The organism is Candidatus Nitrosocosmicus franklandus, from assembly GCF_900696045.1.
GTDB classification, from domain to species: Archaea; Thermoproteota; Nitrososphaeria; order Nitrososphaerales; family Nitrososphaeraceae; genus Nitrosocosmicus; species Nitrosocosmicus franklandus_A.
Genome location: NZ_LR216287.1, coordinates 2643356 through 2658850, shown reverse-complemented (window position 1 = coordinate 2658850; position 15495 = coordinate 2643356). Strand labels below are relative to the sequence as shown.

Below are 15495 nucleotides of genomic sequence, written 5' to 3'. Positions count from 1 at the left end.
CTTTTATAAAAAGTTAAGAGAATATCTTACTTATCATCGAGCGCAATTCTTCTAACTCAAGATTGCTTTCATCGCTACTTGATTCATCGCTACTTGATTCATCGCTACTTGATTCATCGCTACTTGATTCATCGCTACTTGATTCATCGCTACTTGATTCATCGCTACTTGATTCATCGCTACTTGATTCATCGCTACTTGATTCATCGCTACTTGATTCATCGCTACTTGATTCAGTAACAGTATCAGTATGAAGTAACTTGTTTAAATTATTCCGGATATCTTGTGAAAGATTAGAGTCCTCGTTATCTTCTTCACCTGAATTAGTCTCGATAGGAGTAGAATGTGCAGGATAGGTGTTTGTTAAAGAGTCAAAGTCATTAGTGTTTATGTTGCTCAAATGATTCACAGTATTAAAAGTGGAGGAGGATTCCTCAGCGGACTGAGGTTCAAGAGATGCGAATGATTTTGTAGTATTTGATTCATTAGCTTTACCTTGAGGATTTTTATCTTGTGTGCTAATTACTTTGAGTGGAGTCGATTCAGAATTCGAAGATAGAGGTTGAGTATTGGAGAAGCTGTTTGCAGGAGTGATTATATTATTTTTATTGGCATCCATCTTTTTCAAAGGACCTGCAAGAGTGGAGGAGGATTCCTCAGCGGACTGAGGTTCAAGAGATGCGAATGATTTTGTAGTATTTGATTCATTAGCTTTACCTTGAGGATTTTTATCTTGTGTGCTAATTACTTTGAGTGGAGTCGATTCAGAATTCGAAGATAGAGGTTGAGTATTGGAGAAGCTTGTTTCATTTTTGCAGCAGGTGCTATTTGATGGAGTAATCAAGTTAGGAAACTTTTCTTGTCCAAGTGTTGCTTGGAAAGAATTGGAAATTGGTGATACAAAGATCAGAGGTAATAAGAGAATAAAGATAGTGAAATACCTAAGGCAATGCATTAGTAATAGAAATATAAAATAAAATATAGGAGTTTAATATAATTGGACAACTAAATAATTTTGTTATATATTAAAGGAAAAATATATTGTGATCTTCTAACAGTATGAACAAGAGCTCGAGTTAAGATAATGAATAGCATTTCGGATAGGTATGACCTAAGAAATCCAGCATTCAAATCATATTTAGTCTCAATACATCATTATTTAACATACTGAGACAACACAAAAATGACAACTCAGAGCGGTCTACTCTCCTAATCCATTTTTGCTTTAAAACATGATATGAAAGATATAATAATTACTTTAGCCAAGTAACCAAACTACCTGCCCAGTATTTGAATTAAAAAGGACTATGATTAAAAATAATTATTGATAATATTTTTCTGTCAGATAATATATTCTTGGATATTACACTATCCTTCCAAGACTGCAATTTTGCCATAACGTCCTATATTAAGGCTGTTTTCTCCTCTGAATGCTTGAGTGTACCCATTGTCGATAGAAATCCTATCACCTTCCTTCACCATCTTGATTTGATCATCCCACAAAGAGAGCTTTATACTACCGGTTTCATCCGAAATTATGGCATCTGCAACAAGAGCAGAACCTCCTGCACGTAAGTTAACCGTTCTTGGTTCACTGATTTTATCTATAGTTCCTTCAACTGTTACATGTCTCATATCACTTGTTAGTTCATTAATCTTCATAGTCATTTTGTTATATCTTCCGTTCTGATTAATATAAAAAAATCTCATTTATTTGTTTGTTAATTTATCACATAACTCTTTTATGTAAATGCGTCTGATCCAAAGATTATAATACAGAGTTTTTATTCAATATTTTGCAAAGGAGGAGTCGCGTAGCCTGGTCAAACGCGCAGGACTCAAGATCGAGTATAGGAAATCCCGTCCCTTAGGGGTTCGTGGGTTCAAATCCCACCTCCTCCATTAAGATTATTTTTTTGTCCAAAATGTATGCTAATTTTCTCTATCAAAGACTTGGTTAATTTATTTTACCGAAAATAAGTATAGGCCGAAATTGCAAGATTCCGACTAAACAATTCAATGTAATTATAATCCTACTTTTTCACTACATAAAAATCATAAGATTTTATCTTATTTTGACCTATCAGCTTGTAAAAATAAAATTCTATCACTGAATAAAAAGCTGGAAATGATTCTAACAGACCCAGAAAAGGAGCGAGAATAAAAGTTTGAATGTGTAGAATAATTCTCTTAAACCATCCAATCCGTGTATATCTTAGATTGAGAAACAAACCAGCCTGGTATGAAAACAGCCAAACTACCCAAGAGAACAATAAGATCAATGCAAGCGTGCTATCAAATATTTGAATGTCCGTTAATGGTCTGAATATTTCGTTATAATTGCTGTTTATGTGTGTGATCCGGTCTACCCAAACAGAAAAGTCAAAGGCTACATTATTATTCCAATCAAAGCTAGCATAAGAGAACACATTGGAGACTTTTGGTATGTTAATATAGAAGGCAAGACACAATGATATCACACCCGAAACGAAACCCAAGAAGAACGAAGTACATTTGTATATCAATCGGAACTTAAAGAATTTCGAAAAGTTTTCAATATTTTGCAGATTACCTATTACCCATCTCCTTCTCTGCATAAAATGATCTTTTATATTTAAAGGAGGCTGTTCTAACAAGATTCCACCATGCCAACCCATAGAGTTTCTCCCATATTTCTTAAATAACTCGTATCCAAACCTCTGATCTTCAGCCAAGATTGGACCAAATTCCCAGCCTATCTTATCTTCGACATCAGATCTAACCAAAAGATTGCTTCCATGCATGTGTATTGGAGGAGGGTTATGCATATGTGTAACACACTCAAAACAACCAAAAGATCTCATCGATTCTGCCAGTGCAGTTATCCTGTTTGCTTTCTCGAATTTTAGAGGATAAAATATAGGCCCTTCGCTTGCAATGCCCTTTTTTTCTCGAATAAATTTTAATATCGAAAGTATTGTTTGCGGTACGACATAGCTTTCATCATCCATATGAAAGATCCAGTGACTTGAATTTTGCTTTCTCTGTTTTCTTCTATGTAATACAGCATACTGCAGTGCTCTTGCCTTTTTTATTGCATTTGGAGTAAATGATTGATCAACACATAATACTTCGCATGGTAATCCCTGTAATGTCTTCTTGTCATTAACGTCCTCCGTTACTATAATAATTTCATATTTTGAATATTTTGTAAATTTGCAAGATTCAATGATCGATTGAATACCACGTTTTACAACGCTAGTCTTTGTTGCTGATCTTGTAGTAATCTGGAATATAATTTTTGGATCGTTTGGAATTCTCCTAAGATCCTTTTCTATAAATTTACGACTATTTCTAACAAATCTATAGAATAGTTTAACTGCATTGGGAATAAAGAATATCCACAAAATAGTAGCTACCAGCAAAGCAGGATTATCAATCAACTAAATATCTAATATTATTAATATTTAATAATTTAATCGTTTTTTAACACAATAAGATAGGTAATAAAATTAAAAAGGGGTATGAAAAATATTTCACTAAGATAGGTATGCTTAAATTTTAGAAAAAGAATAAATAATAACTATTATAAGTGATAAGGGATTGAGTATAGTTTTATGCATCCAGAAGGCAAGGTAGAAAAATCAAAGCCATTAGTGTGTGAGTTTTGTAAGAGTGATTCAGTTATTTTTGATAATGTATCTTTTGAATACGTATGTTCAGCTTGTGGGTGTGTTTCAAGTCAAGATCCGAATTCTGATTCAATGACTAGTTTTAGGGTCAATTCAGCTTATAATGATCGGACAAGGACAGGGATGCCCGAGTCTTTAGCTATACATAACAAGGGATTATCCACTTTGATCGGGATTGGAGACACAGACGCCAGGGGCAAAGCCTTGGAGCCATCTCAGAAAAACAGTATACAAAGATTACGAACATGGAATAATCGAGCACAACTTAACGATTCTGTTTCCCGAAATTTAGAAAAGGCTCTTAAGTTGCTGAATAACTTTGGGGATAAATTATACCTCAGTCAAGCCGTAGTGGAAGGAGCAGCATATATTTACCGAAAGGCTGCGATAAAAAAGTTGGCAAAAGGTCGATCGACTCTAGGTTTAGTGGGAGCAGCGTTGTATGCGGCATGTAGAGAAACCGCTACTCCTAAAACCATAACAGATATTGCGACCGCCTGTAATATCACTACCAAAGATATAATGTCTCATTATAAATTGATACTGAAAGAACTTTCATTGCAAATGCCCGTATTACACGGTCCAGATTATGTAACCCTCATATGTAACAGGTTACAATTAAGTGAAAAGACGAAGAGAGAGGCATTACGAATATATTCAATGGTACAACAAAACAGGATCTCAATTGGGAAAAATCCAAGGGCCTTGGCCGGATCTATAATATACTTGGCCTCACAAAATTGTAATGAATTTTTGAGACAGGTAGAAATTTGCCAAGTTGCAGAAATTTCCACTGTTTCATTGAGAAAAAGATGCAAAGAGATAAAATCTAAAATAAACCTCTAAATACTTGATTAATGTTCATCTTGAATATTTATCTTTATCTAGTTAATAAATAGAAATCAGGGATTGATAAGGCTAGATTCTCTTAACAAAAGAATCTATTTTGAACTTATAATCGGTGGTTTTTAGTATCTCATCCCGAGACATCTTTAGGAACGCAGATTCAAACTTTGGATAAGGTTGTTTTGATGAGAAAAGAGTCAATACTTTGCTTTCATGATCTGTCTTAAAGCCTTTGCATGGTTCATGGCCTCTAATTACAAATTTACAACCAGTTTGATTTAGCCATAAATCAGTAACCCTTTTGCCAAAATATTTGCCCAATCCACGATTCGAAAACAGCCATCTAGTTTTACCCAGTTCACGCGGATCATTCCACAAAATTTCTTCCATTAATCCTTTTTGTACTGTTATTTTAGATAAATGAAATTTATAATTTTCAAAGAATTTTAGGTCTTCTACTATTGGCAATCCACCGTGTACTAAGAGTGCAAATGAATCAATCTCACAAAATACAAACAGTGAATCAAAAAATGTTCTTATATGTTTTAAATAAAACTCTTCACCCTCGTTACCAAATTTTGCCTTGATTTCCTCTGGAAAACTAAAACTAGAAAAAGGAAAATAATCAAAAGCTTCATGGTTACCTCTCAAAAGAAATACGTTATTTGGAAAGAGATACTTTAACTTACATAAACTCAAAACAACTTCCAGCGAATACTGTCCTCGATCTATGTAATCACCTAAAAATAACACTACATTTTCCTCTGATTGAAGATAATTCTCCCATTCAAATTCATCCAATATTTTTTGAAGGCTGTTTAAATCTCCATGAATATCCCCAACCACAACCAAATTGCGAGGAATTTGAAAATGTAAATAATCACCAGATGTCATTCCGATATTAGAAAAGAATCCTTGTAGTTTTTGATCATCATGTAATTTAGTTACAGATTGAACTAGCTTTCTTGATTCATCTAAACTTGATCCTTCAATTTCAAATATATCATCCAATTTGTACCACCGATATCCTAATTAAACAAATTCATTACTATCGACTATAAAATCGGGTGCCAATTTACAAATAAACCATCTTTATCTACAATCATTTGATATCGACTCGTACTGTATTTATTAATCTCAAATATGAGATTTTTTCCTACGGTTTTTAGTTCACATTCCATGCAGCTTTTTGACTTCTTTGATGGAGACCAAGATAATGGATTACTTTTAATTAAAACATTTATTGCAAAGCTTTCACTCAAAAGATCCAAGAAAGAATCATCAGATAATAAAGGTTCTAAATCATTTGTATTAAAAACATTTAGAATTCTAATTTGATTTCTACTACTCAATGAATTTTTTAATTCGAAGAAAAGATCCTTCGAGTTTGATTGATATTCCTTGTTCTGGAATGATTTTATTACGTACTGATTGTTGGAATTTCCACGTCTAGAATCTTCATCTCCCCTTGCCAATTTTATTCCATGAGGGTCTGTAAAATCAATTTCTTGTTCAATTACTTTTTGTTTGTAGACATCTTCAGACAAGTGATGATTCAAGATTTTCTTAAATGACTCACGAATATTCTTGTCAAAGTTATTAATCATCAGTCTATTTCCATTAGAGAGACCCAGCCAAATGATAATAGGTTTTAACAAAACGGACAAAAAGACTTCTTGACTCAAGCTATCGTCATGAGTAATCCTAATGATATTGTTTTGTATCAAAAGATTTTCTTCCTTTAAATAAAGGAAATCTTGATTATCTGAAATAGATCTTGTATTAGAAAGACGTAACCTTCTTTTATAATATGGCCTAACCTTTTGATATGATTCAAATAAATTCAAGTGAGATACAAGATCAGAGGAAAAGAAGATCCCTTTATAAAGCGAATAGGAATAAGTGTTGCAGAGAATCGGGAGTCCTCTAAGCTTATTTATTTTTAATAATCTATTATTATTCGCTTTATTAAAATGATTTTCTAAAGTAATCACACCATCAGAAATAGAATCCAATATTCCCAAGTCAAATGTTTCACTCAAAAAGATCAACTTAGCTCCAGCTCTTTCTCGCCATATTTGCAAAACCCTTTCGTTGTTCAATCTAGATTCTTTATCCATGAAGGATGCTATTGTGTCCCAGGTATCGATAAAAATGACCGGTGATTTGACATCCATTAATTGGTTTGTAATCCTTTCAAATAGTGACTCTGGCTCGTCGAGACGTGCATCTTCAAAGCGATATCCTGATTTATTTTCATCCTTTGAAAAAAATTTTTCAATCCATGGATAATAGAAGGTTAATTGCTTCAAAGACAGTCTAGTTGAGATATAAAAATAATTGCTATCGTCATGCAGGTTATCTAAAAGAGTTAGGGCAAAAGTTGTTTTACCTGTCCCTGGTTTGCCTTTAACTAATAACGAATAGGACTCATTTTTGACAAATTTTAGAATCTCAGATGGCAAATGACCCATATTATTCCTCTTTATTGTATATTTTCTAATGCTACTAACTTCATTGTGAGATTGGTGACTGGTCATGTTGTTAAATGATTCTGAATTGCTATCTGACATTACTTAACGAAATTAGGTAAGGATATACTATTAACAATTCTAAACTATCAACTATAAAAAATTAGTAATAAAACCTACCATGGATTCAAGTTTTTTTGAAATCTAATTGCATCAATCAATCCCTCGGCATAACCGATGCTCAATATCGCTAATTCTAATTTACCTTGGTTGTAAAATGTTTGTGCATCCCTTAGATAGTTTTCTGCATTTTCCAATACCAGTTGATAATCCCTCGTCAGCTCGGGTATTTCAGAATTAATTATAGCATTCAAATTCGACAATGCTAGCTTTGCGTTTGGAATATATTTATCTAGCATACGAGTTGCTAGACGAGAAAGATGTTTGGTATTGTCTGTTGGAGGATCTAGCATTTTAGTTAAATTTATGATGTATTCTTCCTCCGTAAAGTGTAAGGATGCCGGAATAATTACAGAGTTTGGACCCCCCTGATAATCCAATTCCAATAACGATTCCATTCTTCCGGCCAAGACAACGGAATTCGTTTCGCCAATTTTACTTGCCACCAGCCCATAAGTATCGAGCGAAAAGTTTAGAGATTTCATTTCCTTTTCTCTCTCTAATAAAAGTTCTATAACTCTTTTCGGGGACAAAAAGAATGGATCAGAATTATAATTAGAGTTAGCATGTCCATCATCATTATTGTATTCTGTCAGCACAAGTGTATGGAGACCATTACACATGTTATCGTAAATGGTATTATATACAGTAATTGATGACATAGGATCGTCCATCATAGTTACCATTTTGCCAAATTTGTATGGTTGCAGACCAGATTCACCGATCAATGAGAGAATCCCCGATGACGAATGAATGACACAAACTTTCACGGTCTCTTTTTTTGCCCTGACAAGTAATTCGTTATAAGTAGTTGCTATTAACGGATCCCCGTATACTAGTATACAGATATCAGACAATCGAGCTTTTTGAAGAATTTCCCTCCCGTCTTCTATAAACCACCGTTTAACAATTTTTATTCCAACTGTAGTGCCAGAATCATTTCTTCTTGAAGTCTTGCCTATTTCTTCATCAAGTTTCTTTATGAATTCATCTGAAATGAAACCGGTGAATCTTTCTAGGTATACATCATCACATTTCTTTATAACCTCTAGGGAATTTATCGTCAAGGATTCAAACTCAGATATCCCAATTCCAATGATGTAGAGCATTATTCATAAGGATTAATCTATTAATTATTTGAGTGTATTCCAGGCTCAGGCACCCATTTCTTCAAATCCAGTGGTATTCCCTTATTACTAATGATCAAGGTACTAATGATCAAGGGGTTTTGTCTTTAGATTTTTATGAAGCCTTACCATATGTAGTAAGGCATTCTTATAAACTTCTATGCCATCCAAATAGTCTGGAATATAAACTCTTTCATCCGTTGTATGAGATGAATGAGGATCACCTGGTCCATAAGTTACTACAGGAATATTCAGGACATTTCCCAAAATATTCATATCCCCGGTCCCTGTTTTTCTTAACAGTAATGGTCTTTTTTTTCTTTGGTCTAAAATTGACAAAACTAGGGCTCTTACTAATGGAGATGATATATTTGCTTCAAATGGTTCAGTCTTATCCTCTACACGGTATCTAATACGTACTCCATTTAGATTATTCTGAATCCTGGTTATATGTTCATCAAATATTGACAATACACCATCACATGTCTTTATGGTTGGAATACGAATATCTATAGTCATTCTGCATTTTTGAGGCGTAACGTTATGGCTTGTGCCACCGCTTATTTCGGTAAGACTATAACTTATCTGATCTGCCTTGTTCTGCGTTACTTTAGGCTCAATTTCTTTAAACATATTTTTCAAACTATTCCATACCACATAAGCCTCGTCTATAGCATTCATTGCCAACCACGGAGCGCTAGCGTGTGCACTATTATCTACGTCACACATTAAACGAATTTCGAGGCGTCCTTTATAAGAAATGGTAATATTTTCAATACCACTAGGTTCCCCGAATATAGCATAATGCGGTTTTAAAGAAGCATCTTTTACGAGATTCTTGATACCGGTTGCATTACCCTCTTCGTCTACTACCGCTGCAAAAACAATCGTTCCAGCTTGTTTTGGGACATCTGCAGCGGCCAGTAGCATAGAAACTAAAGGAGCCTTGGCATCAGAGGCACCTCGACCGTACATATAATCTCCCTCTTGTCTAACCGGTACTATACCCGGAACAGTGTCCATATGACCACAAAGAAGAATTATTGGTTCACCGTTACCTCTAACTGCCACCATGTTACCTACGCTATCAATATTTGCTTGTTCAAAACCTAGATCCATACAAATATTCTTTAAGTAATTTGCAAGTTGAGATTCTGATCTTGATGGAGTATAAATATCAAGAGTATTCTTCAATAGTTCAATCGCATAATTAGGTGAGACCATCTTTTACTATTATTTTTTTAGTAAATTTTCCATATGGTCGATTATAAGTTTTGGAATATCAACTCCGGTTACCTTAACTGTGTTCTTAAATTCTGTAGTGTTATTTATTTCATGAACAACTAGTCCATACTTTTCACTTTCCATAAGATCCACTCCAACAATATCACCCTTAAAAATCTTCGCAGACTTTATACAAATATCCTCTATTTCTTTTGTTATTGGACATGGTAACGCACGACCTCCTAGCGCCATATTAGTTTTCCACTCATTCTCACCAGAATATCGATAAATTGCGGCCACAACTTCGTCCCCTATTACAATGGCTCTTATATCACGAGGAGGACGTTTAATGAATTCTTCAAAGTAACTTATGTGATAAATAGGAAACATGTGTTCCCTATCTTCTAAAACTGTTTTTGCGGATTCTTTATCATTGATTAAACCTATTAATCTACCCCAACTTCCTACAGTAGGTTTAATTACTACAGGATAACCGAATTTGTCTAAACCCTTTACAGAGGACTCTGATGTAAAAGCACACATGGCTTTGGGTGTTAATATTCCATTTTTTTGTAACTCAAGATGTGATATTAGTTTATTTCCGCACATAAATGCTGTGTGCAGGGAATTAATCATTCGTGCCCCTAGTCCTTCGAGACCAGCCGTAGAATGTAAGCTTCTAAAGTAACTTACACATCTCTGAAGTATAATTTTATCTTTGAATACGTTAAAGTCGTCATTTAGAAAGAGGATTAGATCTTTACAATCTATGGTCTGTAATTTCCGCCCCAGTTCTTTGGCCTTTTCAATTATGGATTTCTCCTCCCAACGGATATTATCAAAAAGGATATAGAGAGAAGATTCATCTTCCTCTATATTTACTGTCCCCAATCTTCTCCAACTACTTGTGCAGGTTTGATGCTGAATTCCTCTCCGGATTTAACCAATTCAAAGCTTTCACCACAATCCGGGCAAGTGACAATTTCGCCTTGCATCGAGTCTGCTGGAATTGTAATCTCTGCGTCACATTCCTTACAATTAACTTTTGACATTTTCTTGTTCCTTACTATTTTTCATGTAATCCTCGTTAAGTATTTTTCTCTCAAGTTTTTCATCCAAAAATAATTCCAAGATATCACCCATCCGCAATTCCTTTAATCCTCTAGCAAGAGATTCGGAATTCTCTTTGGTCGAATCCAAACCCAATAATGAAAGCAAATAGGCTGACCCATTCTTTCCAGATAATTCACCAAATACAATTTTTCGTCTATTTCCTACTACTTTTGGCTCAATAATTTCATACGCCGCTGGATTTCTCAATATCGCTGCAAGATGGGTACCTGCTTTATGTTTATACGAACTATCACCTACAAGGGGTTTAGATTCATGAATCGGAATTTTAGTATAGTCGGAAATTGTTCTTGAAAGATCCTTTAACATATGCAATCTAAAATTGTTGTCAGACTTGTAGATTAAGTTAAGTACTACAGCAGTTTCTGCCAATGATGGGATTCCCGTTCTTTCGCCAAGACCATCAATTGTGGTATGAATTTGGTCGGCACCAGCATCACAGCCAGATAAAGCATTTGCAAGTGCCAAGCCAACGTCATTATGGCAGTGTACATCAATGGAAGTCTTTGAAGTATCAATCTGATCATATACTAATTTGACTAAATTATACATCCCACGAGGTCTCATAATCCCTACAGTGTCTGGAATACTGATCCGTTCAATCCCCTTTTGATTCATTTCTTTGCACATTGTTATCAAGAATTCAGGTTCTGTACGGCTAGCATCTTCCATAGTAAAGCGTGATTTGAGTCCATGAGACTTTATATAATCGACAACCTCAAGAGCTCGAATTTTTGCCTCCTCTCTTGAAATTCGAAGTTTAGATACAAGATGGATATCCGATATTCCCATGTACGTAGCAACCCACTCAGTATCACAATCTAAGGCACGATCTACATCAGACTTGATCGCTCTTACATGTGCTACGATATCAGCTTTCAATCCTTGTTTCATAATGACTTTGGTTGCTTCAAAATGATCCTCTGAAACCACAGGGCTAATTTCAATTTGATCGACCCCGAATGAATCCAACATCCAAGCAATCTGAATTCTCTGTTTATTAGAAAACGATACCCCAGGGTGCTGTTCACCTTCTCTCAAAGTTGAATCAAGTATCCTGATTTTTTTTCTGTCTCTTAATGAATCGTTGTATTGATGCGCAAAATAGTTAGGATCGTCTGTTTTTAGTGACATTCTACGACTAATTTTACTATAATCGGTTATTTAATGTATGTTTTCGTTATTAGGTAGAAGATATTCGCAATCATATAGATCAAAAATCCCCTGTTTGATATCAGACTAGAACTCGACTATCAAATCAGTAAGAACACCCTTATTTAATATTTCCCAGAGTTCTTAAAATGATGACGGTATTGGTATCAGATACTCCTTCTATTTTTCTTATCTCGTCGATATAGGAATTTATTTCGAGAATCGTGGGAGCTACAATGATAGTTGCGATATCGTACTGACCTGTAATTTCGTACACTGTTTCAACTCCAGTCAATTTCAACAACTGTTCAGAAACCACAGCAGTATCTGCAGCCGAACTTACAGAAATTAGAGTAATGGCACTAGTCTTGTTAGATGGGCCCATTTCAATAGTAAATTTCTTGATAACGCCTATATCTTGTAAATTTTTGACCCTACGACGAACAGCCGATTCAGACATTCCAATCGAATTTGCAATTTCTACAAATGGCTTTCTTGAATCATTCTTTAGAATACCTAAAATTTTGTCATCAATACTGTTTGAATTAGTATCAGCCAAGCCGCCTTTTCTCCTCATTTTGTAATAAAACATCTATCAGATGTAATGATTTGTTCACTTCGTCTTCGTCCATAACTAACGGCGGCAACAATCTTAAAATGTTTCTACCAGAATAAAGCAACAAGATACCATTCTTAATACCATCAAGGAGTATATTCTTAACATCAAATCTCATTTCCACCCCTATCATCAATCCCATACCGCGGACATCACGAATAATTTTATATTTTTCCTTCAATTCCAATAAACCGTTCTTAAAAAGTTTACCAATTCTTTCGGAATTTCCAACTAGGTTATCTTGAACTAAAGCATCTAAAGTAGCAGATGCAGCTGCACATGCCAATGGATTACCTGCAAATGTTGATGAATGTTCTCCAACTTTTAATGAATCCAAGATTTCTGGCCTCATGGTAGTAACACCCATTGGAACGCCTCCTGCTATTCCTTTGGCCAGACACATTATGTCTGGCTCAACATTCCAGTGCTGTCCAGCCCACATTTTTCCTGTGCGTCCTAAACCAGATTGAATCTCATCAAAAATAAGTACCACGTCATTGGCTATGCATATTTCCTTAACGGATTTCAAGAAATCTGGTGGGGGCATGATTATTCCAGTTTCCCCTTGAATTGGTTCAATTATAACTGTTCCAATTTTGTTTTCCGTTCTAGAAATAATTTCAGGAATTGATTCAACTTCAGAGTAAGATATAAATTTTACATCTGGAAGTAAAGGTAAGAACGACTTGCGATATTTTTCATTATATGTAACAGACAAAGAACCAAAAGTTTTGCCATGATATCCACCGTTTAGAGCGATAATCCCACTTTTACCAGTAAATTTTCTTGAAAATTTTAGAGCTGCTTCAACCGACTCAGTTCCACTATTTGTAAAAAAAGTCTTTTTTAGGCTTTTTGGAGCAATACTGTTGAATTTTTTTAAAAATCGTAAGCGAGTTTCATTATATACAGACATGTGACAGGTTATCAAGTTACGAGCCTGTTCAGTTATCGCTTCCACTACGCGATCATTACAATGGCCTACGAGAGCTACCCCATAACCGCCCATGCAGTCAAGGTACTCTCTTCCATTGGTATCCCAGACTCTACATCCCCTCCCTTTTACTATATTGACTGGAAATCTCTGGTAAAGATTTCCAACATAATACTCTTCTGATTCTAAACTCTGCATCATGATATCACAGTACAACCTTTATTTTCCAATGCCATCTTTATAGGATTTTGTACTGAGCCAGAGGCTATTATAGCTTTTTTCACACCTAAAGCCAATGCTTCAGTGCATGCAAATACCTTTTTTTCCATACCAGGTCCTATTTTAGGTAGCAAATTTCTGGCTTCATCTAGAGACAGATTGGTAACTAATTTATCATCCATTAGAAGACCACTTACATTTGTTATAAAAATAACAACATCTGCATTCAATGCCCCAGCAACACTTGCTGCGGCCCTATCACCATCGATGTTCAAAAACTCATAATCCTCACCTAATGCTACAGGAGATATCACTGGAATGTAACCTTTATCTAATAATGTGTTTATTAAATGCGGATTGACTGTTGATACCTTGCCTGTATAACCACCCTCAATAATCATTTTCCTTCCTTTTTCATTTAGTATTAGAAGTTTCTTTTTTCTTTCAGCACGAATCATTTCACCGTCGATACCAGTTACACCGACAGACAAGATTCCCCGTTTTTCTAGCATGGCTGTAATGTTTTTACTAATTTTTCCAGACATTACCATGGTATAAATCAAAGATGTTTCCTTATCGGTATATCTGCTTCTTTTACCATCTGGTGAGACTATAAATTTTTGTTCCTTTCCCATTCTATTTGCGGTTTCCGTAACATCTTTGCCTCCACCATGCACGATTACTACTTTATCATTCTTTACTAAATCATAAAAATCATCAAGAATAGTCGGGTTCAAACCCTCTACAATACTACCTCCAATCTTAATTACTATCATACTGGGGTTACGGGAGTAAATCTCAGGCCGGTAATTTCATCAAATCCGGCCATAACATTAAGGTTTTGAACCGCAGACCCGGCCGCGCCTTTCATCAAATTATCTGAAGCAGACATCGCCACGATCCTATTGTTCTCCTCATCTAAGTCAAAACCAACGTCACAAAAGTTTGACGCAATTACAAATTTAGGATCAGGAAACTTGTATATGCCATTTTTATCTCTAATCAGCCTAACGAATATTTCTTTTCCATAAATATTTCTATACAATTTCCATATCTCCAATTCACTAAGATTCTTTTTCAAAAAGGCATGGTTAGTCGTAAGAATGCCTCTCACCATATTAACCGCATGAGGGGTCATACTGACATGAATTTTTTTATTACTTAACAAATTCAACTCTTGCTCAATCTCTCCAGTGTGACGATGTTTTGCTGGTTTATAAGGACGGATTACCCCATAACGCATAGCATGATGGGTAGCAGATCCTGCTTGCCCTCCTGCACCTGATGATCCTATTTTACTGTCAACTATTATATGATCGGTGTCCAATACGTCATTTTCAATTAGAGGCTTCAGCGCCAATAGAGATGTGACTGCCATGCATCCAGGGCAAGCTACTAGTTGGGCCCCCTTGATCTTCTCACGATGAAATTCGGGGACGCCATATACAGACTTTGAAAGCAAGTCAGGATACGGATGTTCCCATCCATACCACTTTACATAATCTTGTGGATTTTTCAATCTAAAATCGGCCGAAAGATCAATAATTTTTACACCTCTCTTAAAAAGGTCATTTACTATCTGATTAGACTTACCATGTGGAACTGAAACAAAAACTATATCACAACTATCTGTCAACTTATCTAAGTTCATATCTGAAAATGTGAGATTAATAAAACTCTTTAAACTTGGATGAATTCTGTGAACATATTCACCAGCCTTTTGTCTGGAGGTAACCATAGATATCTCTACCTTTGGGTGAGTAACTAACAATCGTAGCAGTTCGCCTCCCACAAATCCAGATGCGCCTATTACTCCAACTTTCATTTAGAATACTCCAACTCGACTATACTTATTGTATATACAAATAAAAAGTATTTATCAACAAATAATTTCATAGATTATAAGCTTTTTAATGATCCTCGG

Annotated in this window: 15 protein-coding genes and 1 tRNA gene; 2 read left to right on the top strand and 14 right to left on the bottom strand. The window is 35.1% G+C overall.

The features are described from left to right. Positions 1-13: 13 nt before the first annotated feature. Positions 14-955 carry a hypothetical protein gene (locus NFRAN_RS14050; RefSeq protein WP_172602346.1) on the bottom strand — a complete coding sequence of 314 codons (942 nt, stop codon included), beginning with the start codon at positions 953-955 and terminating at the stop codon, positions 14-16. 413 nt (positions 956-1368) lie between these two features. After that, entirely contained in the window at positions 1369-1662 is a 294-nt protein-coding gene (locus NFRAN_RS12450) for an OB-fold nucleic acid binding domain-containing protein (protein ID WP_134485875.1), read from the bottom strand. A gap of 141 nt (positions 1663-1803) precedes the next feature. On the opposite strand from NFRAN_RS12450, the gene NFRAN_RS12445 reads away from it, so the two are divergent. Next, positions 1804-1902: transfer RNA gene (locus tag NFRAN_RS12445), tRNA-Leu, on the top strand. Positions 1903-2033: 131 nt separating this feature from the next. On the opposite strand, the gene NFRAN_RS12440 is transcribed toward NFRAN_RS12445, so the two are convergent. Next, a complete protein-coding gene (locus NFRAN_RS12440) occupies positions 2034-3422 on the bottom strand; it encodes a glycosyltransferase family 2 protein (RefSeq protein WP_134485280.1) in 1389 nt (462 codons plus the stop codon). A 174-nt stretch (positions 3423-3596) separates the two neighbouring features. On the opposite strand from NFRAN_RS12440, the gene NFRAN_RS12435 reads away from it, so the two are divergent. Continuing rightward, on the top strand, positions 3597-4517 hold the full coding sequence (locus tag NFRAN_RS12435; protein WP_134485279.1) for a transcription initiation factor IIB: 921 nt from the start codon (positions 3597-3599) through the stop codon (positions 4515-4517). A 72-nt stretch (positions 4518-4589) separates the two neighbouring features. On the opposite strand, the gene NFRAN_RS12430 is transcribed toward NFRAN_RS12435, so the two are convergent. The 11 genes from NFRAN_RS12430 to argC form a co-directional block, all read right to left on the bottom strand. Then, positions 4590-5528, bottom strand: a complete 939-nt coding sequence (locus NFRAN_RS12430; protein ID WP_134485278.1) for a metallophosphoesterase family protein — start codon at positions 5526-5528, stop codon at positions 4590-4592. A gap of 44 nt (positions 5529-5572) precedes the next feature. Beyond that, positions 5573-7090, bottom strand: coding sequence for an RAD55 family ATPase (locus tag NFRAN_RS12425; protein ID WP_134485277.1), 1518 nt, complete (start codon positions 7088-7090; stop codon positions 5573-5575). A 74-nt stretch (positions 7091-7164) separates the two neighbouring features. Then, the gene (dph5, locus tag NFRAN_RS12420; RefSeq protein ID WP_134485276.1) at positions 7165-8277 is read right to left on the bottom strand and encodes a diphthine synthase; all 1113 of its coding nucleotides are present in this window, start codon (positions 8275-8277) and stop codon (positions 7165-7167) included. Positions 8278-8379: 102 nt separating this feature from the next. Further along, positions 8380-9489: a M20/M25/M40 family metallo-hydrolase gene (locus NFRAN_RS12415; protein WP_197731192.1), complete on the bottom strand. Its 1110-nt coding sequence runs from the start codon at positions 9487-9489 to the stop codon at positions 8380-8382. A 39-nt stretch (positions 9490-9528) separates the two neighbouring features. Next, positions 9529-10410, bottom strand: a complete 882-nt coding sequence (gene lysX / locus NFRAN_RS12410; RefSeq protein WP_197731191.1) for a lysine biosynthesis protein LysX — start codon at positions 10408-10410, stop codon at positions 9529-9531. Continuing rightward, positions 10398-10571 carry an alpha-aminoadipate/glutamate carrier protein LysW gene (lysW/argW, locus tag NFRAN_RS12405; protein WP_134485274.1) on the bottom strand — a complete coding sequence of 58 codons (174 nt, stop codon included), beginning with the start codon at positions 10569-10571 and terminating at the stop codon, positions 10398-10400. Before lysW/argW ends, lysX begins: the two co-directional genes overlap by 13 nt. Next, positions 10558-11784: a LeuA family protein gene (locus NFRAN_RS12400; RefSeq protein WP_134485273.1), complete on the bottom strand. Its 1227-nt coding sequence runs from the start codon at positions 11782-11784 to the stop codon at positions 10558-10560. Before NFRAN_RS12400 ends, lysW/argW begins: the two co-directional genes overlap by 14 nt. Before the next feature lie 139 nt (positions 11785-11923). Next, positions 11924-12361, bottom strand: a complete 438-nt coding sequence (gene lysM, locus NFRAN_RS12395) for an HTH-type transcriptional regulator LysM (RefSeq protein ID WP_232038022.1) — start codon at positions 12359-12361, stop codon at positions 11924-11926. Further along, positions 12354-13550 (bottom strand): aspartate aminotransferase family protein, encoded by a 1197-nt coding sequence (locus NFRAN_RS12390; RefSeq protein ID WP_134485871.1) that lies wholly within the window; start codon positions 13548-13550, stop codon positions 12354-12356. The genes lysM and NFRAN_RS12390 overlap by 8 nt, the downstream gene beginning before the upstream one ends. Beyond that, positions 13550-14347: a [LysW]-aminoadipate/[LysW]-glutamate kinase gene (locus NFRAN_RS12385; RefSeq protein ID WP_134485271.1), complete on the bottom strand. Its 798-nt coding sequence runs from the start codon at positions 14345-14347 to the stop codon at positions 13550-13552. The genes NFRAN_RS12390 and NFRAN_RS12385 overlap by 1 nt, the downstream gene beginning before the upstream one ends. Further along, positions 14344-15396 carry an N-acetyl-gamma-glutamyl-phosphate reductase gene (gene argC / locus NFRAN_RS12380; RefSeq protein WP_134485270.1) on the bottom strand — a complete coding sequence of 351 codons (1053 nt, stop codon included), beginning with the start codon at positions 15394-15396 and terminating at the stop codon, positions 14344-14346. Before argC ends, NFRAN_RS12385 begins: the two co-directional genes overlap by 4 nt. Positions 15397-15495: the final 99 nt, after the last annotated feature.